The organism is Actinotignum inguinis (assembly GCF_051265835.1).
GTDB classification, from domain to species: Bacteria; Actinomycetota; Actinomycetes; order Actinomycetales; family Actinomycetaceae; genus Actinotignum; species Actinotignum timonense.
This window is the reverse complement of the sequence record NZ_JBOZDP010000003.1, coordinates 41,260-63,136: the sequence shown is the minus strand read 5'-3', so window position 1 is coordinate 63,136 and position 21,877 is coordinate 41,260. Positions and strand designations below refer to the sequence as shown.

General features: G+C 61.9%; 18 protein-coding genes. 13 read left to right on the top strand and 5 right to left on the bottom strand.

Annotated features, from left to right (window positions below; translation table 11 throughout):
* The first annotated feature begins 43 nt into the window (after positions 1 to 43).
* From ACRQFC_RS02915 to miaA, 8 genes are all read left to right on the top strand, one after another.
* Positions 44 to 2,986, top strand: a complete 2,943-nt coding sequence (locus tag ACRQFC_RS02915; RefSeq protein WP_284896743.1) for an FtsK/SpoIIIE family DNA translocase — start codon at positions 44 to 46, stop codon at positions 2,984 to 2,986.
* A gap of 9 nt (positions 2,987 to 2,995) precedes the next feature.
* Positions 2,996 to 3,607, top strand: a complete 612-nt coding sequence (gene pgsA, locus ACRQFC_RS02910) for a CDP-diacylglycerol--glycerol-3-phosphate 3-phosphatidyltransferase (protein ID WP_284896744.1) — start codon at positions 2,996 to 2,998, stop codon at positions 3,605 to 3,607.
* On the top strand, positions 3,604 to 4,146 hold the full coding sequence (locus ACRQFC_RS02905; RefSeq protein ID WP_284896745.1) for a CinA family protein: 543 nt from the start codon (positions 3,604 to 3,606) through the stop codon (positions 4,144 to 4,146). Before pgsA ends, ACRQFC_RS02905 begins: the two co-directional genes overlap by 4 nt.
* Positions 4,147 to 4,302: 156 nt before the next feature.
* Positions 4,303 to 4,683 carry a helix-turn-helix domain-containing protein gene (locus tag ACRQFC_RS02900; RefSeq protein ID WP_026428564.1) on the top strand — a complete coding sequence of 127 codons (381 nt, stop codon included), beginning with the start codon at positions 4,303 to 4,305 and terminating at the stop codon, positions 4,681 to 4,683.
* 181 nt (positions 4,684 to 4,864) lie between these two features.
* A complete protein-coding gene (locus tag ACRQFC_RS02895; RefSeq protein ID WP_284896746.1) occupies positions 4,865 to 5,101 on the top strand; it encodes a DUF3046 domain-containing protein in 237 nt (78 codons plus the stop codon).
* Positions 5,102 to 5,317: 216 nt separating this feature from the next.
* On the top strand, positions 5,318 to 6,490 hold the full coding sequence (gene recA / locus ACRQFC_RS02890; RefSeq protein ID WP_284896747.1) for a recombinase RecA: 1,173 nt from the start codon (positions 5,318 to 5,320) through the stop codon (positions 6,488 to 6,490).
* 160 nt (positions 6,491 to 6,650) lie between these two features.
* Entirely contained in the window at positions 6,651 to 7,238 is a 588-nt protein-coding gene (locus tag ACRQFC_RS02885; protein ID WP_284896748.1) for a regulatory protein RecX, read from the top strand.
* A complete protein-coding gene (miaA, locus tag ACRQFC_RS02880; protein ID WP_284896749.1) occupies positions 7,235 to 8,149 on the top strand; it encodes a tRNA (adenosine(37)-N6)-dimethylallyltransferase MiaA in 915 nt (304 codons plus the stop codon). Before ACRQFC_RS02885 ends, miaA begins: the two co-directional genes overlap by 4 nt.
* 96 nt (positions 8,150 to 8,245) lie before the next feature.
* Here miaA and ACRQFC_RS02875 read toward each other — a convergent pair whose 3' ends face one another.
* Positions 8,246 to 8,845, bottom strand: a complete 600-nt coding sequence (locus ACRQFC_RS02875; protein ID WP_284896750.1) for a class I SAM-dependent methyltransferase — start codon at positions 8,843 to 8,845, stop codon at positions 8,246 to 8,248.
* A gap of 163 nt (positions 8,846 to 9,008) precedes the next feature.
* Here ACRQFC_RS02875 and hflX point away from each other — a divergent pair, with 163 nt between their 5' ends.
* Both hflX and ACRQFC_RS02865 read left to right on the top strand, forming a co-directional pair.
* Positions 9,009 to 10,514 carry a GTPase HflX gene (gene hflX / locus ACRQFC_RS02870; protein ID WP_284901367.1) on the top strand — a complete coding sequence of 502 codons (1,506 nt, stop codon included), beginning with the start codon at positions 9,009 to 9,011 and terminating at the stop codon, positions 10,512 to 10,514.
* On the top strand, positions 10,511 to 12,451 hold the full coding sequence (locus ACRQFC_RS02865) for an ATP-dependent DNA helicase (RefSeq protein WP_284896752.1): 1,941 nt from the start codon (positions 10,511 to 10,513) through the stop codon (positions 12,449 to 12,451). Before hflX ends, ACRQFC_RS02865 begins: the two co-directional genes overlap by 4 nt.
* Before the next feature lie 144 nt (positions 12,452 to 12,595).
* On the opposite strand, the gene lexA is transcribed toward ACRQFC_RS02865, so the two are convergent.
* Complete coding sequence (lexA, locus tag ACRQFC_RS02860) at positions 12,596 to 13,303, bottom strand: transcriptional repressor LexA (RefSeq protein ID WP_284896753.1); 708 nt, start codon at positions 13,301 to 13,303, stop codon at positions 12,596 to 12,598.
* Positions 13,304 to 13,486: 183 nt separating this feature from the next.
* Between lexA and ACRQFC_RS02855 the strand changes: the two genes are divergently transcribed.
* On the top strand, positions 13,487 to 14,158 hold the full coding sequence (locus tag ACRQFC_RS02855; RefSeq protein ID WP_284896754.1) for a LysM peptidoglycan-binding domain-containing protein: 672 nt from the start codon (positions 13,487 to 13,489) through the stop codon (positions 14,156 to 14,158).
* A gap of 114 nt (positions 14,159 to 14,272) precedes the next feature.
* Entirely contained in the window at positions 14,273 to 14,776 is a 504-nt protein-coding gene (nrdR, locus tag ACRQFC_RS02850; RefSeq protein WP_026428570.1) for a transcriptional regulator NrdR, read from the top strand.
* 151 nt (positions 14,777 to 14,927) lie between these two features.
* Here the strand turns inward: nrdR and ACRQFC_RS02845 are convergent, their stop codons facing one another.
* Both ACRQFC_RS02845 and ACRQFC_RS02840 read right to left on the bottom strand, forming a co-directional pair.
* A complete protein-coding gene (locus tag ACRQFC_RS02845) occupies positions 14,928 to 17,030 on the bottom strand; it encodes an AMP-binding protein (protein ID WP_284896755.1) in 2,103 nt (700 codons plus the stop codon).
* Positions 17,031 to 17,231: 201 nt separating this feature from the next.
* Complete coding sequence (locus ACRQFC_RS02840; protein ID WP_284896756.1) at positions 17,232 to 19,505, bottom strand: HelD family protein; 2,274 nt, start codon at positions 19,503 to 19,505, stop codon at positions 17,232 to 17,234.
* Between the two features lie 267 nt (positions 19,506 to 19,772).
* Between ACRQFC_RS02840 and ACRQFC_RS02835 the strand changes: the two genes are divergently transcribed.
* The gene (locus ACRQFC_RS02835) at positions 19,773 to 20,930 is read left to right on the top strand and encodes a PAC2 family protein (protein ID WP_284896757.1); all 1,158 of its coding nucleotides are present in this window, start codon (positions 19,773 to 19,775) and stop codon (positions 20,928 to 20,930) included.
* A gap of 33 nt (positions 20,931 to 20,963) precedes the next feature.
* Here ACRQFC_RS02835 and ACRQFC_RS02830 read toward each other — a convergent pair whose 3' ends face one another.
* Entirely contained in the window at positions 20,964 to 21,809 is an 846-nt protein-coding gene (locus ACRQFC_RS02830; RefSeq protein ID WP_320754453.1) for a spermidine synthase, read from the bottom strand.
* Positions 21,810 to 21,877: the final 68 nt, after the last annotated feature.

Genomic DNA, 21,877 nt, shown 5'->3' with positions numbered 1-21,877 from the left:
CGCCGGGAGGGGCAACTTTTTGCACAAAGGCTAGGCTTTTGATGTGAAGTTTCAGCGACGTGTCAAAAAAACCGAGAAAGAGACGACGGCGCCCGCGCGCCGCCCGTCCCGCCGTACCGCACCGTCCGCCCACGGTGCGGGTACGGAGCGGGCGGAGGGGCGCCAGCTGACGGGGAATGTGCGCAACGCCCTCGTGGCCACGTTCCTCGGTCTCGCGGTTATTGTGGCACTGCGCGAATGGTTCAATATTTCCGGGGTGCTTGGCGGGGTTATTCACCACGCCACCGCCGGTATTTTTGGGTTGCTCTCCGTTCTTATTCCCGCAGTTTTTCTGGCCCTCGCTATCAGGCTGGTGGTCCCGGCGCGCGGGAATGAACACCGGCGGGTACTGCTGGGCGTGTTGATTATCGTGGTGTGCCTGGCCGGCATTATTCACGTTGTGAAACAACCGCGCAGCCCGGCCGACCACTTCGCGGATGTGGAAAACGCCGGCGGCCTGATCGGCTGGCTCGGCGGGGGCGTCCTCGAGATGCTGTTCTCCCCGTGGGGCGCTGTTCCCATCCTCGTCATTATTATTTTGTGGGCCGGGCTCTATATCGCCGACGTGTCCATGGCGGATATTGCCGCCACCATTCGGGAGCGGCGCGAACAGCGCCAGCTTGATGCGGGGGAGGAGATCGCCAACCGCGGGCATTCCGCCTCGGTTCCCTACGATTCCCCGCATGATATTGACGCGGCGGAGAATACCACCCGGCTCCCCAGCGCCGGGCGCACGTCGCGGCGCGGCAAGAAAACCGCGCGCAGTTACTTGGATGCGGCACTGTCCGGGGCTTCTTCTGAGCACGACGACGCCGCTACCGATCCCGCCGCCAGTAATGGCGGGAATGGTGCAGACGGGGCGGCGGGGGCCGCCTGGGCAGACGGTGCCAATGGTGCCAGCGGCGCCAACGGTGCGCAGCCCCAGGGCGCCACCATGGTGCTGCCGCAGGCTACGGCGGGAAGTGGGGCGGCGGGCCGGGCGGCGTCGTCGCCGAAAAAAACGGCGCGCACCAAGAAAACCGACGGCCCGGCAGAGACCCAGGATGCGGCGGCCACGGTGCCTGATCTTCCCGCACCCGATACCGGCGCACCGTTTACCCGCACCCAGCAGCTAGCCCTCGACCCGAGTATTTTGTATGAGCTGCCCTCACCGGATCTGCTCAAACGCGGGGCGGTGCATCCCGAACGCACCGAGGCGAATGATCGCGTTGTTGCTGCGCTCACCCAGGTCTTCACCGATTTCGGGGTGGATGCGCAGGTGGTCGGCTTTTCACGCGGACCGACGGTTACCCAGTACGAAGTAGAGCTGGGGCCGGGCGTCAAAGTTGAGCGCATCACCCAGCTCTCGAAAAATATTGCTTATGCGGTGGCGAGCGCCGATGTGCGTATTCTTTCCCCCATTCCCGGCAAATCCGCGATCGGTATTGAGATTCCCAATGCGGACCGCGAAGTGGTGCAGCTAGGCGATGTTTTGGCCTCCGAGGTGGCGCGCCGTGACCACCATCCCCTCACCGTGGCGGTGGGGAAGAATGTGCGCGGGCAGTTCGTGGTCACCAACCTGGCGAAAATGCCGCATCTGCTGGTGGCGGGCGCTACCGGCGCGGGGAAGTCGTCGTTCATCAACTCGATGATTACCTCGGTACTTATGCGCTGCACGCCGGACGAAGTTCGGATGATCCTCGTGGATCCCAAGCGCGTGGAGCTGACGATTTACGCGGGTATTCCCCATCTCATCACCCCGATTATTACCAATCCGAAGAAGGCCGCCGAAGCGCTGGAATGGGTGGTCAAGGAGATGGATGCGCGCTACGACGATATGCAGTCCTACCGCTTCAAGAACATCACCGATTTCAACGAGGCGATCCGGGCGGGCACCGTTAAGGCGCACGATCCGCACCGTACCCTCCAGCCCTATCCCTACCTGCTGGTTGTGGTGGATGAATTGGCTGACATGATGATGGTGGCCCCGCGCGACGTGGAATCCTCCATCCAGCGCATCACCCAGCTGGCGCGCGCCGCCGGTATTCACCTGGTGCTTGCCACCCAGCGGCCCTCCGTGGACGTGGTCACCGGCCTCATCAAAGCAAATATTCCCTCCCGCCTGGCCTTTATGACCTCCTCGCTGGCCGATTCGCGTACCATCCTTGACCAGGGTGGGGCGGAGAAACTCATTGGCCAGGGCGACGCCCTCTTCATGCCGGGCGGTGCCCAGCCGATTCGTCTCCAGGGTGCCTGGGTGGACGAGGCGGAAATTGAGCGCGTTGTTGAGCATGTGAAAACACAATTGCGCCCCCAGTACCGCGAAGATTTCCAAGAAACGGTGGAAGCCGCCGGGCGCGAAAAGAAGCAGCGCGAAGAAATCGGTGAGGATCTCGATATTCTGCTCCAGGCCGCAGAAATCGTGATCACCACCCAATTCGGATCCACCTCCATGCTGCAACGTAAATTGCGCATTGGCTTCGCTAAGGCAGGGCGGATGATGGACCTGCTCGAACAATACGAAATCGTGGGGCCCTCCGAAGGCTCCAAGGCCCGCGACGTGCTGGTGGCACCGGAGCTGGTGGAGGATGCCCTCGCCATGCTGCGCGGAGAACGCGACTCTATTTACGAGGACGAACCGAGCGAGGCGGAAACCGGGACCGGGGCACCTGGCGCCGGTGCGCCGGGAGCTGGAACTGCCGGCGGGGCAGGCGGCGCGGCAACGGGGCACGGTGCGAACGGCGGGAACGCCGGGAACGGCGCTAACGGCGCCTACGCTGGAAACGGTGCGGGCACAGCGAACGGTGCTAATGGCGCTAACGGTGCCGGTGCTGGCGCCGCGCCCGCGAACCGATACGCCGAAGATCCACTGGCACACGACCCGGAGAGCACCGCCCCCACCTGGTACGACGACGATGACTCCGCCGGCGAATCCGGGGAGGACGCCTGGCAGCTCACGGGGCGGTAAAGTAGGGCCATGTCTCACACGAACGCTCCGGAGGCGAGCGAGCCGCCCCTCCTCAATATTGCCAATGCTTTGACGGTCGCGCGGATCATCCTCATCCCCGTTTTTATCTGGGTGTTCTGGGAGCCGACCGCCACCCGCAGTTTCTGGGCCTGGGTAGTTTTCGCCGTCGCCGCGTTCACCGACCGCCTCGACGGGCAGCTGGCGCGTTCGCGGGGCCTCATCACGAACTTCGGGAAGCTCGCCGATTCCATCGCTGATAAAGGCCTCATCGCGGCGGCCCTCATCATGCTCTCGCTCCATGACCGGCTGTGGTGGTGGGTCACCATCCTCATGATCGCCCGCGAAATTTTCATTACCCTGGTGCGGATGCTCGTGGTGACCAAACAGGTCATGGCGGCCGGCTGGATTGGCAAACTCAAAATGTTTGCCCAGTCCATCGGCGCCGGCATCCTCATGCTGCCGTGGATCGCGTGGCTCGGGCACCCGGGTGGAGACATTTTCCAATGGCTCGGGTGGATCACCCTCGGGGTGGCACTTGTACTCTCGGTGTGGTCCGCCGTCGGATACGTCGGCGACGCGGTGCGGATCGCCCGCGGTGGTGGCCACGAGGCGCACTCATGACGACGGCGCAGCCAGGTGGCGCCGCGGACCTCGCCGCGCTCACGGAAACTTGCGTGAGGAACTTGCACGAACGCGGCCTCAGCCTCGCCTGCGCGGAATCCCTTACCGGCGGGCTGCTCACCGCACAATTCGTCACCATTCCCGGGGTTTCCGCGGTGCTGCGCGGGGGAGTGGTCAGCTATGCCACCGACCTCAAAGCCAGCATCCTCGGAGTGTCCAGCGAGCGTTTAGCCAGTCACGGGCCGGTGGACCGGGAAGTCGCGCTCCAGATGGCCCGCGGCGTATGCGACGTCGCCGGAGCGGATATCGGCATGGCCACCACGGGGGTAGCCGGGCCCGGCCCGCATGATGGACACCCGGCGGGAACCGTGTGGATCGCGGTGAGCACGCGGAGCGGGGCGCATATGGCGCGCGAGCTCCATATTGCTGGGGGTCGTAGCGACGTACGGAGCGGGGCGGTGCGCGGCGCCGTCGAACTTCTTGCCGCGTTGTTGCACGACGGCGCAACCGATCAGTGCGCCGAGTCGGCTGTGTCCTGACTAACTCCTGTTCGCTCCCAGTAAATCTTCAGATTCGCCTGGCTTAATATTTGTGGAACCTTTTGATGGCCTCGTGCCACGAGCCTGGCACCGGAGGCGATGAAGATGTTTCGCTCTGTGGGGAATAAAAACAGGAAGTAGGCGTTGAGGTTAGTGATGACAATTGATACCCGTACCGGCGTAACCCGGAAGAATGATTTCGTAGTGCGTCCTGAACAGCGCCAACCCGCTCTCCTTCGCGAAGAGATTGGCGAGGTTTTGCGGGCCTACCGGCAGCGGCAAGGGCGTACCCTGCGGGAAGTTTCCTCCGATGCACGTGTTTCCCTCGGATACCTTTCCGAAGTTGAACGCGGTCAGAAAGAAGCTTCCTCGGAACTCCTCGCCTCGATCTGCCGGGCGCTCAACGTGCCCATGAGTCACGTGCTGCGCTTGGTTGCTGATCGGATTGACCTGGTTGAAGGTCGCATCCCGGCCCACCTGCGCGTACCGGAAAGCCCGGCAGAACTCATGCGCGGGGAACTTTCCACTACGAAGTAATCCCTATACACCACGTCGCAAACGGCGCGGTCAAGGTAGCGCCCCACTCGTGAAGCGGGAGCGCTCGGAGCTAGCTCACTAGCTTCAGTATCCCTTGATACGCGCCGTTATGCTATGTCGAGCGCTTCTCACCAGGCGCCCTAATCGAAGCCCCACACCAATAAAGGAATGCAAAGCACCGGTGCGTGAATCTGAATTCTGGCTCAATATTGATCGTGCTTTCCCGCACGGGCGCGGGAGAAGCGCAGCCCAAGATCTCGTTCTATCCGCTCTGGGAGACCGCAGCCCGGTCCAAGCCCTCGAAGCCGGGGAAGATCCGCAGCGGATCTGGGATGCCGTCTGTGACACGATGGGCTTCCCGGATTACTACCATTACCTCCACCGGCTCACCCCGGAAGATTTCGCGGCCCGCGAGTAGCTGCGCGAATGCAGTGGGTGACACACCGCCTCCATGCGGTACCGAACAACCGTTCGTATTAGAATAGTCCACAGATCCTCAGGCGTCAGCGTTATCCACAGGAGTTTCGCGGCGCCTAAGTATGTCGTAGGCCGGATATACAGTGATCTCGAGCCTCTCGGAGAGGGAGTGTCTCGCCTAGGCCTGATCTGTAGGAAACGTGAGTAAGGATGGGATATGGCCGCAGCTAAAGCTAGTGCCCGCACCAAAACGGTCGGGCGCCCCGCAGTGGATGATCGCAAACAAGCAATTGATACCGCTCTGGCGCAAATTGATAAGCAATTCGGTAAGGGCTCCGTGATGCGGCTGGGTGACCATGTCCGTCCGCGGGTGGAAGTCATTCCTACCGGATCTATTGCTCTGGATATTGCCCTTGGCATTGGTGGCTTGCCGCGCGGGCGCGTGGTGGAAATTTACGGTCCGGAATCTTCGGGTAAAACCACGGTTGCGCTCCACGCTGTTGCTAGCGCGCAGCGCAATGGCGGGATCGCCGCGTTTATCGACGCAGAACACGCGCTTGACCCAATCTATGCGCGGGCTCTGGGCGTTGATACTGATTCGCTGATTGTCTCCCAGCCGGATACCGGGGAACAGGGTTTGGAAATTGCCGATATGCTCATCCGCTCCGGCGCGATTGACATCATCGTCATCGATTCCGTGGCAGCCCTCGTTCCCAAGGCCGAAATTGAAGGCGATATGGGTGATTCCCACGTTGGCTTGCAGGCACGCCTCATGAGTCAAGCACTGCGGAAAATGACCGGTGCACTCTCGGCCTCGGGCACCACCGCCATTTTCATTAACCAGCTGCGTGAAAAAATCGGGGTGATGTTCGGCAACCCGGAAACTACCACCGGCGGAAAGGCTCTCAAGTTCTACGCCTCCGTCCGTATGGACGTGCGGCGCATTGAGACCCTCAAAAACGGTAGTGAACCTGTGGGGAACCGCTGCCGAGTCAAGATCGTCAAGAACAAGATGGCACCGCCTTTCAAGCAGGCAGAATTTGACCTCATCTACGGTGAAGGGATTTCCCGGGAGGGAAGCCTCCTCGATGTTGGTGTGGAACTGAATATCATCCGCAAGGCCGGTGCCTGGTTCACGTACGAGAGTGACCAATTAGGCCAGGGTAAAGAAAAGGCCCGCCAATTCCTCATGGATAATCCGGATTTGCGTGATGAAATTGAGGATAAAATTCTCCGCAAGGCCGGCCTGCGGGAAGACCCGGAGGAAGCTGAAGCAAGTGAAACTGAAGCTAAGGCCGGAGCAGATAGCGCTACTGCAGGAGCTGGCGGTGCTAAGCAGGCCGCATCGGCGAAAAGCACCGGTAATGCCGCGGAAACCGTTGATTTCTAAGTAGGTGGTTGCGGTGGCACACTACTCGGATACCGATATAGATACCGATACCGGCGGCGGTCGATCGTACGGTGCTGGCTATACGCGGCGCGGCGGCCGTTCACAGCGCGGTGCTAGTAGAGATGGGCGCGGCGCTCGGAGAGGGCCTGACCTCGAATCCTTGAGTGAAGAGGAACACCTGCACCGGGCTCGGGATATTGTTTATCGCCAGCTCGGCATGGTGGATCGTTCCCGCTATCAACTCAGCCAGGCGCTCCACACCCGCCAGGTGCCGGAGGCCGTGGCTGAGCGGGTACTCCACGAATTCGAGGCGGCCGGCTATATTGACGATGCCAAGTTTGCGCGCACGCTCACGGCGGCTCGCCGGCGTGATAAAAACGCTTCCCGGCGTGCTATCGCAGCAGAACTGCGCCGCAAAGGCGTAGACGCAAATATCATCGAGGAAGTGCTTGCTGATATCAAACCGGAAGCGGAACTCGATTCGGCGGTGGAGCTTGCTCTCAAGAAGCTACGCAGCGCCTCCGGGAAACCGGAAACGCTCGCCCAACGCACCTACGCCATGCTGGCTCGGCGCGGCTTCACCGCCGAACAATGCGCCCAGGCGCTCCGCCAAGCCCGCGCGGTGCTCCTAGAAGAACGCGCTGTGGAGGAACGCGCTGCGGAGGAACGCGCCGCGGAAGAACTTGCCGCGGAGCTAACTGATGATGATCAGTACGGTTACGCGGCAGATGAGGCGGTGGCCGAGTGATTATCGCAGTGGTGGGCCCCACCGCGAGCGGAAAAACATCCGTCTCGCTGGAGCTGGCGGAGCTTCTGGGCGGGCCGCAAAAAGTGGAGATCATCTCCGCCGATGCCATGCAGCTCTACCGCGGCTTAGATATTGGTACCGCCAAGCTCCCGGTTTCCCAGCGGCGCGGAATCCGCCACCATCAGATTGATGAGTTAGATATCGCGGAAGAAGCCTCGGTTGCGGCCTACCAAAAGCATGCCCGGCAGGATCTCGCCGCTATTACCAAAGCGGGGAAAATTCCCCTGGTGGTGGGAGGCTCGGGGCTCTATGTATCTGCGCTTCTTGACGAATTGCAGTTCCCTGGAACTGATCCCGGATTGCGTGCCGCGATCACGGAGGAAGCCCGCCGTGATTATCCCCGGCTCCTGCGGGAGCTAGAGGAACACGATCCGCAGGCATACGCCACCATCGATACGCGTAATGAACGCCGCGTCATTCGTGCCCTGGAAGTTATTCGACTGACGGGAAAGCCCTACACCCCGCGTTTCCCGCGCCATACCTCCCACTACCAGGATGTGAATATCTTCGCGATCCACCGGGAATTAGCCGATCTTCATGCTGCAATTAACGAGCGGGTTGATGAGATGATGCGGGAGGGGCTCCTGGAAGAAACCGCCGGCTTGCTACCCCGCGGCTTGCGGGAAGCCCCCACCGCATCACGTGCAACCGGCTACCCCCAAGCCATGGCGATCTTGGAGGGCACCCTTAGCCTCGCTGAAGGAACCGAAGAGATCCGTATCGCCACCCGGAAGCTCGCGCGCCGGCAACGCTCGTGGTTCCGGGCCGATCCGCGCATCACCTGGCTGGACGCCGGTGCGGACACGCCAGCCCAGCTAGCCGCGCGGATCCTCACGAAGCTCGCCCGGTGAGTCCGAGGAATGGCACTGCCGTTATTGAAGGAGCCTTTCTGGCACTACCGGAGTGTTTCCTCGCACACTACCGGGGGGGGAGGAACATCCGTATCACTACCGGCGAACGTACAAGACCCGGAATCCCTTAGAGGAACCGATCTTCTCGCACTGATACCCCTCGTTTACCAGCCAGGAAGCAAGGGAATCAGCACCTAGATTCTTCTGCACAACCAGATACGCTTCCCCGTCCTCACTCAGACGGCCCAACCACGTGGTAAGCAGCTCATGCAGGGCAGCTTTCCCGATACGGATAGGAGGATTCGACCACAGCAACCGAATCGACTTCTCGCCCAAACGTTCTAGAGCCGCATCCGGAGCCAACACCTCGCCTCGCAAGCCATTCGCTTCAAGATTGACGCGGGTCAGCTCGCGCGCCCGCTCATTCACATCCACCGCGATAACCTGAGGTGCCTCGGCGGCCAAAGCCAAGGTGATCGGCCCCCAGCCACACCCGAGATCCACCGCGATATCGCCCGGCTCCAGCTCCGGCTCGGGCACTTTTCGTAAGAGCACCGCGGTGCCTTTATCGAGGCCACCGCCGGAAAAGACGCCGTCGTCGACCGTAACGAAATAGTCCCGCCCGCGGATCGTTACCTCGAGGGTGCGCGCATTACTCGCGGTATCCGGATGCTCTGAAAAGTAGTGCGAAGTCATAACACCAGCTTAAAGGAGCGTGCAGCGGCGCGGAAACTGTCGCGCAAACTCCAGCGAAAACTCTCGCGAAAGATCCCGCGCACATATCCGAAGCACGCGCGCCACTTCCCGGTAGGAAACTCCGGCGCAACGTGAGAAAATAAAAGCGAATACAAAGGAGAACGTGGCCATTAGCAACGAAGTACATGAACACAAGCACCACGTCGGTGATGTCGATATCTCCACCCGCCGCGGCACGGTACTCCAAGTCGATACCGCCTGGCAGGCCAATACCGATAGCATCCACCGTGACCACACCGGCCTTCAGGAAGTGGAAGGCCTGGCGCGCGGTATCGAACGCGAACAAGGCATCGATGTTGAATACCGCCAGGTTCGCCTCGAAAGAGTCATCCTCGTGGGAGTCTTTTCTGAGGACCGCCCCCGCGCCGAAGAATCCCTGCGTGAGCTCGCCGCACTGGCGGATACCGCCGGCTCAACGGTACTGGCCGGGGTTATCCAGCGCCGCGCGCTACCCGACCGCGCCACCTACCTGGGCGCCGGCAAAGCACGCGAACTCGCCGCGATGGTCGAAGCCCAGGAAGCCGATACTGTCATTGTCGATACCGAGCTCGCGCCCTCCCAGCGGCGCGCCCTCGAAGATATCGTCAATGTCAAAGTGATCGACCGCACCGCGCTCATCCTCGATATTTTCGCGCGGCATGCCCAATCGAAAGAAGGCAAAGCCCAGGTCGAGCTCGCGCAGCTCGAATATCTCCTCCCGCGCCTGCGCGGTTGGGGTGAATCGATGTCGCGGCAGGCCGGCGGGCAGGTGGCTGGTGGTGCCGGCATTGGATCGCGCGGCCCGGGTGAAACCCAGCTCGAATTGGATCGACGCCGCATCCGCCAACGCATGGCAAAACTCCGCCGCGATATCAAAAAGATGGCACCGGCCCGCTCCACTCGGCGTGCCGAACGGCGCCGTACCGGGATTCCCTCCGTGGTGGTGGTTGGCTACACCAACGCTGGGAAATCCTCGCTGCTCAACCGGCTCACCGGTGCGAATGTTCTGGTGGAAAACGCGCTTTTTGCTACTCTCGATCCCACGGTCCGCAAAGCCATCACCCCGGAAGGTCGCGAATTCACCCTCTCGGATACCGTGGGATTCGTGCGGAATCTGCCCACCCAGCTGGTGGAAGCTTTCCGCTCCACCCTCGAGGAAGTGGACGGTGCGGATGTCCTCCTCCACGTCGTGGATGCCTCCAACGCTGATCCGGTTGCACAGGTCACCGCCGTACACGAGGTGCTCGCCGATGTGCCCGGGGCCCGCGATATCCCGGAGATTATTGTGCTCTCCAAAGCCGATATTGCTGATCCGGTGGATCTGACCGCGCTGCGTTCGCGCTACCCGTCCGCTATCGCGGTGTCTTCCCACACCGGGGCGGGTATTGATGAGCTCCTCGCGCGCATCGAAGAAGAACTGCCCCACCCCAATATTGAAATCGACGCGGTCATTCCCTTCGAGCGCGGCGATCTTGTTTCACGGATCCTGGAAGAGGGGGAACTTCTGGAGGAACTTGAGTATCTGCCCACCGGAACTCGCATCCACGCGCGGGTGCGGGCAAATATTGCGGGCCAGATTGAGTCCCGCTGGGGTGCCCAAACAGACGTGCCCACCAGGATACGGGCATGAGGAAAGAACTAACCGAGATCCTCGAGCTGGTGGTCGCGGATCTCGGGGGAGCGGTCCGCGAGGGGCAGAATCGCATGGTCGAGGAGACCGCCACCGCACTCGAGGACTCCTCCCACCTGCTGATTCAGGCCGGGACAGGCACCGGGAAATCCATCGGCTACCTGGTCCCGCTCATGGAATGGTCGGTGCGCACCGGCCAGCGCGCGGCTGTTTCCACCGCCACCCTTGCCTTGCAGCGCCAGATCGTGGGGCAGGACGCGCCGCGGGTGGCGCGGGCCGTCAGCGCCGTGACCGGCCACGAACCGCATATTGCCCTGCTCAAAGGCTGGAATAATTACGTATGTTTGCGTAAAGTCCACGGCGGCTACCCGGAGGATGATGCCCTAGTCAGCCGCGCCGAAGGGGAATACGGCGCCAGCGCAACCGGCGAAGAAGTGATGCGCTTGCGCGAATGGGCCGCGGAAACCGAGACCGGGGACCGTGATGATCTTGTTCCTGGTGTCTCGGAGCGTGCCTGGCGCCAAGTCTCCTTGAGTAAACCCGAATGCGTGGGCGTGAAGTGCCCGCTGCGCGAGGTGTGCTTCCCGGTGCGCGCCCGCACCGAGGCTGCCGAGGCAGATATCGTCATTACCAATCATGCGATGTTGGGCGTGCATAGCTCGGGCACCCCGGTGCTCCCGGACGTGGATGCTTTCGTTGTGGACGAAGCCCATGATCTGGCTGACCGGGTCACCAGCCAACTCACCTTCGCGCTCTCCCACGGCGAGATCACGGGATTGGCGCGCCTACTGCGCCGCGAAAAAATCTTGGCTGATGGGATCGAACGGGCCCGTAACGGCGTCGTCGATATTCTTGATGAGCTGGAGGAAGGGCGCCTCACCTCCCTTCCGGCGCCACTGCAGGATGCTCTTATGTTGCTGTTGCGTGAATTGCAGCTGGTGGAAAACGACGTCGCAGCTCTGCCCGGTAGTACCGAATCGGATGCTGCAACGAAAGCGGTGGTGCGTCACCGGCTTTCTACCTGCGTCGATATGGTGAGTGCGATGGTCAGTGACGAGGTGACGAACGGCTCTCTCGTCGTGTGGGTATCCCGTGATCTGGAGGGGCGGTCGAGCTTGTGCGCGGCGCCGCTCGACGTGTCCGCGCCGCTGGCGGATACTCTTTTTGAGGCGCGCCCCGCGATTCTCACCTCCGCCACGCTCGCCATTGGTGGGCGTTTCGACCTGGCCGCTCGGCAGATTGGTTTTTCGTATCCGAGCCAGGGGCCGTGGCGGGGAATCGACGTCGGTTCTCCTTTTACCTACCACCAGCAGGGCATTCTCTATATTGCGCGCCACCTGCCCGTGCCGGGAAAGGACGGGTACGGGGAGGAAACGCTACGCGAGCTCGTGGAGTTGATTGAGGCTTCCCGGGGCGGGGCGCTGTGCCTTTTCACTTCCCGTAAGGCTGCGAATGAGGCCGCGGCTTTCGCTCGTGATCACCTTGACCTGCCGATTTTCGTGCAGGGCGAAGACCAGTTGCCCACGCTTGTTAAGGATTTCGCGGTGGATCCGCATGCCTCGCTTTTTGGCACGCTTTCGCTGTGGCAGGGCGTGGATGTGCCCGGCCTGACGTGCCGCCTGGTGACGATTGATCGGATTCCCTTCCCGCGCCCCAATGACGCATTGGTGCAGGCACGTTCGCGGCGAGCTAACGAGCGTGGATTTAACGGCTTCATGGATGTCTCCGCCGCGCATGCTGCTTTGCTGCTAGCGCAGGGAACCGGGCGCCTGATCCGCAGCGAAGCTGATCGGGGTGTGGTGGCGATTCTGGATCCGCGGCTTGTGACGGCGCGTTACGGCGGGTTCTTGCGTGCTTCCCTTCCGCGTATGTGGGGTACGGCCGACGGTGCCGTGGTGCGTGCGGCCCTGGGCCGGCTCGCGGAACAGCTGGGGTAACGGGAAGTAGTACGACGACGCCGCCTCCCGGCGGGAGGCTGACCTGCCATAAGTGTGGACTTGGCAATAGCTGGGCCCGGGGCCTCAGCCCGGAGACAGCTCAACCCTGGGACTTAGCGCTCAGCCGGCTCAGCCTTAGGCTGCTTAGAGGGTGCGCAGTACCATGACGACGCGGCCGAGCACTTCACTATCATCGGCGGGTATGGGGGAGTAGGCGGAGTTGCACGGGAGTAGCGTGACGTGGCCATCGCGGCGTTGGAGGACTTTGACCGTGGCTTCGCCATCGATCATGGCGGCAACAATTTCCCCGTTTTCCGCAGTGGGCTGGCGGCGCACCACCACCCAGTCCCCATCGCAAATCGCGGCATCAATCATTGATTCGCCCTGCACCTTGAGCGTGAAAAGCTCACCGGTTCCGGTCAATTGGCGCGGGAGCGGGAAAACATCTTCTATGAGTTCTTCAGCCAGAATCGGGGCCCCAGCCGCGATCTTCCCGACGACGGGAACATTAATCGCCTCGCTAATATCAACCGGCACATCGGATTCCAGGCTGCTCTGAGCGGGTTCACCCACGGGGAGTAGTGTGCTTTCCCATGCCGAATCGCTGCGAGAACTACGGGCATGGGCGAGCCCCGCCTCCGTGAGCTCAATCATGCGTGGCCGGCGCGGGTTACGGGAGATATAGCCCTTTTCTTCCAGTGCATCAAGCTGGTATTTCACCGAGGAAGGGGAGGACATTCCTACTTCCTCACCGATTTCCCGCACCGTTGGGGGGACGCGGTGGGTGATGATCCCGTTAATAACAACGTCCAGTATCTCTGCCTGGCGAGCTGTGAGCTGAGGACGATCCATATGCACTCCCGAGAGTTCGTGCCGATTTTTATGTCGTAAGGGCGGGTTTGAATAGTTCTATGAGGGCGAGGCCCGGAACGTTACCGAAGCGAACGGAATCGAACGAACGTTCTAGACAAACCCTCACTGTCGTACTAGTCTAACATACAGATGTTCGGCGAACGAATGTTCGAGGAGTGGAAAATGAGTGTCGCATACCAGGAGATTCCGCGGGAAACTAGCCGTGCTCACACCAGCCGGCGGCACCCGAAACTGCGGGTGGTGGGTGAGCACCCGGCTGCTGTACACCGTGAGCTGCGCGGGGGAGAAGTGCGCTGCGGGGATGATCGTGGCGGTGCCCGCGGAAGTGTCCGCGGGGAAGCTTCAGTCACCGCGCTGCGAGTAGCGCAGGCGCGTCGGCGCTGGAATACTCCGGCCTTGGGTGCGGTGCGCCGTCCGGTGGCTTTTGCGCCGCAGCCGGTTGCCCGGCCAGCCGCTCAATACACAGGGTCAGTGGCGTCATCGCTCGCCCTAGGGGTCGAACGATCCGCTAGTCACGTGCCAGCGCCAGCGGCAGTCCGTTCGCGTACCGCTCCAGCTTCGCTGGATGCCATTGTTCGCCTGGGTGTGCGGGTGGCGCTCACCATCGCAGTCACCCTCCTGCTGGCTAGCTTTGCCATGATCGTGGGTACCACTTTCCTGGAAACGGGAATGGCCACGGTAACCGTGCAAGGCGGGGATACTCTGGCCAGTATTGCTGCCAGCATCCCGGGTGTTCCGGATATTCCCACCGGGGTGGCGGATATTGTGAACCTCAATGGACTCGCTTCTCATGACCTGGTTCCCGGCCAGGTCCTGGAGATTCCAGGCTATTAGTCCCGCGTTACTGGCTAGGTCTAGGCAGTACGGCCGGTGCGGGTAGTACCACGGGTAGCACTAGTGGATCTGTCATAGTTACGCGGTTGGCGTATTATAGCTGAGACATTTAGAATGATTAATGTGCATTGCCCATTTTGTCGCAACCCTGATTCACGGGTGATTGATTCTCGTACCGCTGATGACGGTCTGTCCATTCGCCGTCGTCGTGAATGTCCGAACTGCCACCGGCGCTTCTCCACGCTGGAAACAGCCAGCCTCGTGGTTGTCAAACGCTCGGGTGCTACTGAACCCTTCTCGCGTCAGAAAATCATTAGCGGGGTGGGGAAAGCCTGTCAGGGGCGCCCGGTTACCGAAGATCAACTTGCGCTGCTGGGAGCCCAAGTGGAAGAAAAAGTCCGCTCCTCGGGAAGCTCGCAGATTGATGCGCATGATATTGGTCTTGCCATTCTCGAACCGCTCAAGGCTCTTGACCTGGTCGCGTACCTGCGTTTCGCGTCGGTCTACTCGAATTACGATTCCATTGACGACTTCGAGCGAGCCATCGCAGATCTACGCCAGGATCCGGATGTCCCAGTTGCATCCGAATCGCCGGATTTCTCGAAACCCCAATCCTGAGGGGCCCACCCGCGCAGAAGCAGCGTCAGCTGGAGCTTCCCCCGGCCCTCATACACAACCTCGGTTCCAAGCGCGCAGAAGCAGCGTCAGCGCTGGGTGCCACCGGTGCTATCGGTTCTCCCGGTGATCCTGGCTGCTCCGGTGGTCGGGGCTATGCGGTTTCTTCGGGCTTGGCGCGGTTTTTCTGATCGGTCGCGTCGTCTCCAGTGGCACCCTTGTCTTCCGCTGTGGGTGTGCCGGATCGTGTAGCGCCAGCAACCAGCTCGTGACCAGAACGCACCACCCACGTGGCAAAAGATTCCATCGTGGCTCCCGCGGAGCGTACAAAAGCAGCAATCGTTTCACTACTGGGGGCAGCTTTATCAACCCACTGGCGTACCACATCGCCACTTTCCGCAGCGGACTTCGTGACACTAGACGCCCAGCTTTGAATCTGATCAACAGTCAGGTTATAGGTGGTCTCCAACCCGGCCAAGACCCGCTCGAAAGTCTCACGGGTCATATCGCTCACCGCGGCAGTAGCACTACCCGCAACCGCACCGGCTTTCTTCACCCATACGCCGGCTTTCAGCTCGAAAGTATCCAGCTGTTCGCGCACCGAACGGCGCATCACCTTCCCCAACTGAGACGTGGGAAGCGCATCAAAAAGAGCAATGGAAGAGGGCATCGCGTAATGGGCGAGCTTACCCTCCGCCCAGCGGCGCACCGTCGCCAAATCAACAGTTGATCCCGGCTCCAAAACAAGAGCCGCTACCACCGATTCGCCACGCTCAGCGGCGGGAATCCCCACAACAGCAACATCGCGCACCTCCGGCATCCCGCGCAGAACCTCCTCCACCTCGGAAGGATAAATATTGAAGCCGGAAGAATTAATCATTTCCTTTGCGCGATCCGCCATAACAACGAAAGGCCCATCCCAGCGCCCCAGGTCACCGGTGCGCAGCCAATCCTCGAACATCGCCTGCGCCGTTTCCTCCGGCTCACCCAGGTAACCAGCGAAAACCTGCGGGCCGCGCACCAAAATCTCACCCACATCTTCGGCGTCCTCCGCCAAATTATCGGGATTTGCGATACGCACCTCGGTGCCGGGGAACGGAACCCCCAAAGTGGACGGGCGCCGATCCGGACTCATCGGAGACCCGGAAACCACCGGAGAAGATTCCGTCATCCCGTATCCCTCAATGAGGAAGCCCCCGGTGCGTTCCTCCCAGCGGCGCGCCACCTCATCCGGCAGCGCCATTGCGCCGGACACCCCGAAACGAATCGAGGACAGGTCAATAGTCTCCCCGGCGGCTTCCCGCTTTTCTACCTCGGCAAGGATACGAGAAAACATGGGAGTCACCCCGGGCAGTACCGTTATGGGCCGGCGCTTCTGAGCAGCCAAGAGAGACGAAATATCAAAATTCGGCAAGAAAATAGCGGTAGCCGCCAGATCCAGGGCGCACATCATCATGAGGGTGAAACCGAAGGCGTGGAAGAGGGGAAGCACCCCGGCAATCACCTCGTGATGATCGGCTTCAAAGGGCACCCAGGCAATGATCTGCTTACGGTTGGACACCAAATTCCGGTGGGTGAGCATAACCGCTTTCGGCTTTCCCGTTGTACCCCCGGTGAACATATAGACAGCGACGTCGTCCGCTTGCGGTTTACGGAACGTTGCAAGATCCATCGGGGCCGCCTTCCGCCACTCCCGATCAAAAGAAGCCACATGAGGGGGAACCTCCCCGCGCAAACGAGAGCGCTGGGTGCGGGCCTGAGCCACCGGAAGCTTGAGAAGCATCCGCGACGTCAGCGGCAAATCACGGGAAAGATCAACTGCGAAGTAGTGGCGCGGGTCATCAGCGGCCGGTGCCATCGTGGCAATGGTTTTCTCCCACGCGATAACAACCCGCGCATCGACCATAGCGATCTGGCGGTGCAATTCGGGTTGCGGGGCCAGCGGATTCATCTCCGCCACGGTTGCCCCCGTCAGGATCGCACCCCACAGGGCATACATATGTTGCGGGCAATTCGGTAAAGCCAGGGCTACGGTATCCCCGCGCTGCACCCCTAAATTACGCAGCAGCGTAGCAACCTTGCGGGCACGCTCAACAAGTTCGCGATAACTCGTCGTCGCACCGAGGAAATCCAAGGCCACCCGATTGGGATACCGCTCGGCAGCGCGCAGGAGTGACTCTTCTAAAGTCTCCTCATCCACCGTGATATCGGAAGGCACCCACTCCGGGTAAATATCCAGCCAAGGTTTCACGGTCATTCCTACTCCTTCACCCACCCGAACGGCAGCCTCACAGCATTGACTAATCAATCATAGTGGTAATAATTGGGAACCACGGCCCACGTCTGACGAACGGCCGCTTACGCCCGGCGAGCCTACGCACTACGACCTGCCCTACGAGCCCACGTCCGACGAGCTCACGTCCGGCGAACCTAAGCCCGCCGGCGTTCCACGGTACCGTTAGACTCCTGTATCCGCCGCGCTCGCGGTGAGTCCGGCCGGGAGCTCCCCTTCAGAAACCACGGAGAGAAGCTGGGTGGGGCGCGTCATCGCCACGTAAATATTGCCCGGCCCTTCGGCTAAAATCTCAGCCGGTTCCAGCAGAACAACAGCGTCAAATTCCAAGCCCTTGGATTGGACCGCCGTGAGAACCTGGATACGCGCTGTGACATCGCGCCCCGTCACATCCACAGTCCATTCACCTAGCTCCGGAGCCGCGCCGATAGCCGCCGCCACCTGCGCGACCCGAGCTTCCGGCACAATAACCCCGAGGGTACCGGCCTGCCCGTAGCGGGCATCCAAGCGCTGGCACACCTGCGCCGTCGCCGCAATAGCGCCCGCACCAAGAGTTCCCGGCGCGCAACGTTCAGCGATCTCCACGGCACCACCCTCGGTACGCGCCGCACGTACGGGACGCACCTTCACCCCGGCGGCGCGCTGCACCGCACCGGCAGTATCCAAAATAACGGCCGGTGTTCGGTAGGAAACCGTGAGTTCTTCCACCCGCACCCGATCAGCCAGGCGGCCCAGCAGCCCTTCCCAACCGGCGCGCGGGGAACCATCGGGGCGCTGGTCCAAGTCACCGACCACCGTCATGGAACGCGAGGGATTGCGCCGAATGAGCATCTCCCACTGCATGGGGGAGAGCTCCTGCGCCTCATCAACCACCACGTGCCCGTAAGTCCAGGTGCGATCCGCGGCGGCCCGTTCGGCCAGCGAACTTCCGTCCCCGCGCCCGCCCATGCGTTCGGCCAGCAGCTCCGCGCTCACGATTCCGCCGCCCACGCCCAGGGCCTCCATCGTTTCCCCGGCGTAGCTGAGCCGATTGCGCTCGGCCGCATCGCGAGCCGCCCGCGCGTGGCGCTCCGCGTCGGTGGCAAAAGGCCCGAGAACCTCAGCGAATTCATCAATGAGGGCAATATCCGCGATAGTAATACCGTGGCCGGCCGGGCGCGCGAGCGCGGCCCGCTCGACCGCGCTCAGCTCGGGGGCTACCTCGGCAAGGAGATGCGGCTTAGTGAGCAGGCGCTCGAGCAGCGCTACCGCGGAGGACGGCATCCAGCGCAAATTAATCTCACGGCGCGCGTCAATATTCTCCGCCACGTCCGCAATAATCCACGGATTTTCCGAAAGCTCAACGTCCTGGCCCTCGGCTACCTGGCGGGCTAATACATCCACGAGGTATTTCGCGTAGGTATCGCGAGCCTCATTATGGCGCTTACCGGTGCGGCGGGCCCGCCGCTGCGCATTCTCCACATCCTGCGGGGTCAACCGCACGTCAACCCCGCTGATGCGCATGCGTACGGGGCGGCGTAGCGGGCGCTCCAGGAGGGTGCGCACCGCCCGCGGGGCAATGGTGCGCCACACCAGGCGCCCTTTGATCTCCGCAGCCGGGGCAGTGTCGACGGCGCTGACCGTCACCCCGGGCACCAGTCCGGCGATCGTCGTCGACACCACATCTGATTCGCCCAGCGAAGGCAACACTTGGTCGATATAGCGCAAAAAGACCGGCGAGGGGCCCACAATGAGCACGCCGGAACGCGCCAGGCGCTCGCGGTGGGTGTAGAGAAGATAGGCCGCGCGGTGGAGGGCCACCGCCGTTTTCCCGGTGCCCGGCCCGCCCTGAACCACGAGCACATTATTGGAATCGGCGCGAATAATACGGTCCTGTTCGGCCTGAATCGTCGCGACGATATCGTTCATTTTCCCGTCGCGCGCCGCGTTCATCGCCGCCATGAGGGCGCCCTCACCCGTCAAATTGAGATCCGAGGAGGCCTGCGAGGAATCGAGAAGCTCATCTTCCACGCCGGTCACGGTGCGCAGGCGCGTCTGAATATGGCGCCGGCGCCGCACCTTCCCGGGGTGTGCCGCGGTGGCTCGATAAAACGGTTCGGATTGCGGGGCGCGCCAATCCAGAAGCAGGATGTCACCGGCTTCGTCCTTCAAGCCAATACGCCCGATATGGTCCGTTTCCCCCTCGCGGGTATCGAGCCGCCCAAGAACCAAGCGGTTTTCCACCCGCCGCAATCGGGTGAGATTATCTTCGTAATGGGTGGCGAAGGAATCGCGCTCGGTCATTTCACCGGCGCTTTCCTGACCGCTCTGACTGCGAACCGCGGCCAGGCGCTGGGCGTAAGCCTCGCGCTGGCGGTCAAGGGCACGGTACGCAGTGTCCACGAAAAGCTGTTCTTCCCGTATCGCGTCCTCGCGCGCGCTGTGAGGATCGTTAACCACGAGCGGCTCCTCCTGATGACCGAAAATTATCGGGTGGCGTCCTGCAAAAAAGTAACAATCAATTATTACGGAAAACACCGGAGCGCGCTATAGTGCGGTGACGGGAACGACAGTGATCAGCCGGTGGCGAATACCGGAACCGTGTGTGCTTGCGTCTCGTTGTAGAGATTGCCGTTATGGAGGTACGACGGCGCCCAGGGTACTTGGCCAGGCCGGTAGTCTAGGCTGGAGGGGAAGCTAGCGAGCTGGAGAGGGAGGAGGATTACGGTGAACTATTTCGTTTACCCCTGCGAGGGGAAACATGAAGATTCCTGGGCGAACGGGGAGCGTTTCGAGAGCGTCGTCGTTCATCTCACCGATCCCATCAATGACATCGGTTCGGTTTCCGAACTTATTGCCTCCCAGCTCTACACCCTGGATCTCAGCCCGGTGGCCGATATTAATGTGGACGGGCTGGTCGATTACCGGGCGCAGCGCCCGCGGGTGCACTACCTCAACGGTGCTCTGGAAGATATTGCTATCCCCGCGCTCGGGCTCTTCCACGCCAAAGATATTGAAGGTACCTCTTTTTTGCTTCTGCTCGGTACCGAACCTGATTTTTGCTGGCAGGGTCTCAATTCGGAGCTCATGGCGGTATTCGCGCAACTGGGGGTGAAACGGCTCTACCGGGCCGGATCGGTTGCCGGTGCGCTGCCCCATACCCGCCAGCCGGATATGCTCATCCGCACGCGCAATGCCGATCCGGTGGCTCCCGCCCTGGAAGCCGATGTATGGTACCCGGCTTCTTTCTCTGATTTTTTGGAATACAGCCTCGGGCAAATGGGCGTGGCGACGTTCTCGGTGACGGTGCGGGTGCCCATGTATATTGCCGGGCACCATTACGCGGCCGGGGCGGCTAGCGCGCTGTCCATGCTCGCGAAAACGGCCGGGCTGAGCTTGCCACTGGGAGATCTGGAGGCCAGCGCCGCCGAAGAATCCGAGCAGCTTGCCCAGCTCACCGAGCAGAATGAGCAGCTCGCGGAGATTGTGGCGGCCTTGGAACACGAATATGATCGCGCGGAAGGGCACCCCGGGCTTATCCAGGCCCCGCAGCATACCCTCACCGTTCCTAGCGCTGATGAAATTGGGCGGGCCGCGGAAAGTTTCCTCGCCCGGGTGGATGCCTCGATGGTCAAGCGTAAGGAGCATGCAGATAACGAGCAGGCGCAGCTGACGGAGCGCCTGGAAAATATGCGGGCCGCCTGGCAGCACGCTAGCAGCGGGCACCAGCCCGGCACCGAGGCGAGCGGTGGAGGCGAGGCTCAAACAGGAGCCGAGGCGCAGACTGAGGGTGAGACGCGTAGCGTAGGCGAGCGGGACGCCTACGGCGAGGACGGCGGGGGAGAGGCGCCGCAGCGCCCGCGCGGCCGGCACGCCGCGGATTAGTTTCGCAGGCTCGGATTAGTCTTTGGGCCCGGATTAGCTGTCGATCGCGGTCCCGGGCGCGGAAGCCCCCGCGGGCACGTAGCCAATATCGGCATCGCTCTCGAGGATGGCGCCGCGGGCCCGGCGCCGTAAATCCGCCCGCCCCACCATGCGCGCCGGGAGCGGGAGCCGGCGCACCAGCCTCTCGATCTGCGCGAAAGCAAATTCCCGCTGGGAGGCAGCCAACACAATATTGCCGAAACGGCGCCCGCGTAGCACCGCCGGATCCATAATCGCCAGCACGTGCTCGAAATTCTCGAGGAGAGCCCGTGATTCATTCGCGAAGCGGGTCAGGCCGGTGGATGCCACCGAGTTGAGGAGATACACGCCCTCCGGTTGCAAAACCTGGGCGACCCGCGCAGCGGCGTCGCCGGTACGTAAATGGGACGGGACGTCGCGGTCAGCGAAAGCATCCCGCACCACCACATCCCACCGTGCCGCCGTGGTATCCAAGGTGACGCGCGCATCCTGCACCCGGATGCGCAAACGCGGGGACGGGGGCAGATCGAACCATTCACGCACGTAGGTGGCGAGTTTGCCGTCAATTTCCGCCGCGAGCTGGCGCGAGCCGGGGCGGGCGGCATCCAGGGCGCGCGGGAAAGCACATCCGGCCGCACCCAGGTGGAGCACGCGCAGCGGCTCGCGCTTGGGGTACATGGCCTCGAGAATGCACCTAAACTGTTGCATATACTCGAATTCCAGATACGTGGGATCGTCAAGGTCCAGGGCGGAAGATTCCACCCCGTCCAGGTAGAGCGTCACGAGGGAGGGGCGATCCGAGCGCCGATCCAGTTCGGCGAGGGCATAATCAGTTCGCACGGGTTCTGTAGGCACACTCACAGCTCCAGCCTAATGGAGAGCGCGCCTTCGCGAGGGGAACTCGGAAAACGAAACCACGCGCAAAATTG

What these genes read in the sequence shown, in the direction of transcription:
- pgsA (WP_284896744.1), top strand. Translation starts at nt 2,996, where the DNA reads ATGTCTCACACGAACGCTCCGGAGGCGAGCGAGCCGCCCCTCCTCAAT.
- ACRQFC_RS02905 (WP_284896745.1), top strand. Translation starts at nt 3,604, where the DNA reads ATGACGACGGCGCAGCCAGGTGGCGCCGCGGACCTCGCCGCGCTCACG.
- ACRQFC_RS02900 (WP_026428564.1), top strand. Translation starts at nt 4,303, where the DNA reads ATGACAATTGATACCCGTACCGGCGTAACCCGGAAGAATGATTTCGTA.
- recA (WP_284896747.1), top strand. Translation starts at nt 5,318, where the DNA reads ATGGCCGCAGCTAAAGCTAGTGCCCGCACCAAAACGGTCGGGCGCCCC.
- ACRQFC_RS02875 (WP_284896750.1), bottom strand. Translation starts at nt 8,845, where the DNA reads ATGACTTCGCACTACTTTTCAGAGCATCCGGATACCGCGAGTAATGCG.
- ACRQFC_RS02865 (WP_284896752.1), top strand. Translation starts at nt 10,511, where the DNA reads ATGAGGAAAGAACTAACCGAGATCCTCGAGCTGGTGGTCGCGGATCTC.
- lexA (WP_284896753.1), bottom strand. Translation starts at nt 13,303, where the DNA reads ATGGATCGTCCTCAGCTCACAGCTCGCCAGGCAGAGATACTGGACGTT.
- ACRQFC_RS02855 (WP_284896754.1), top strand. Translation starts at nt 13,487, where the DNA reads ATGAGTGTCGCATACCAGGAGATTCCGCGGGAAACTAGCCGTGCTCAC.
- nrdR (WP_026428570.1), top strand. Translation starts at nt 14,273, where the DNA reads ATGATTAATGTGCATTGCCCATTTTGTCGCAACCCTGATTCACGGGTG.
- ACRQFC_RS02845 (WP_284896755.1), bottom strand. Translation starts at nt 17,030, where the DNA reads ATGACCGTGAAACCTTGGCTGGATATTTACCCGGAGTGGGTGCCTTCC.